At 55.1% G+C, this 247-nt stretch carries 1 protein-coding gene; it reads left to right on the top strand.

Going from position 1 to position 247, the window contains the following annotated elements:
* The coding region (locus SB822_RS59620) for a ParA family protein (protein WP_410859442.1) at positions 1-247 on the top strand (247 nt) is incomplete at both ends.

The following is a 247-nucleotide window of genomic DNA, read 5'->3' as shown; positions in this document are numbered from 1 at the left end:
CCGTTCGCGAAGCGTCCTGCAGGGGTGAAGGGAAAGAAAATCGCCATTGGAAACTTCAAGGGCGGCGTTAGTAAAACGACTACAGCCATGACGCTTGCGCAGGGCTTGTCGCTGTTCGGCCGTCGGGTGTTACTGGTTGACCTTGATCCGCAAGCGTCCTTGTCCGCGCTCAACGGAATACTGGCGGACAGTGAAGTTTCTGACGAGCAGACAGTTCTTCCGTTGATTTATGGAGATGTGGACGACC

It is taken from the genome of Paraburkholderia sp. SIMBA_054 (assembly GCF_046534875.1).
GTDB classification, from domain to species: Bacteria; Pseudomonadota; Gammaproteobacteria; order Burkholderiales; family Burkholderiaceae; genus Paraburkholderia; species Paraburkholderia hospita.
Note: the sequence above shows the minus strand (reverse complement) of the source record. Positions and strands in the feature narration are given on the sequence as shown.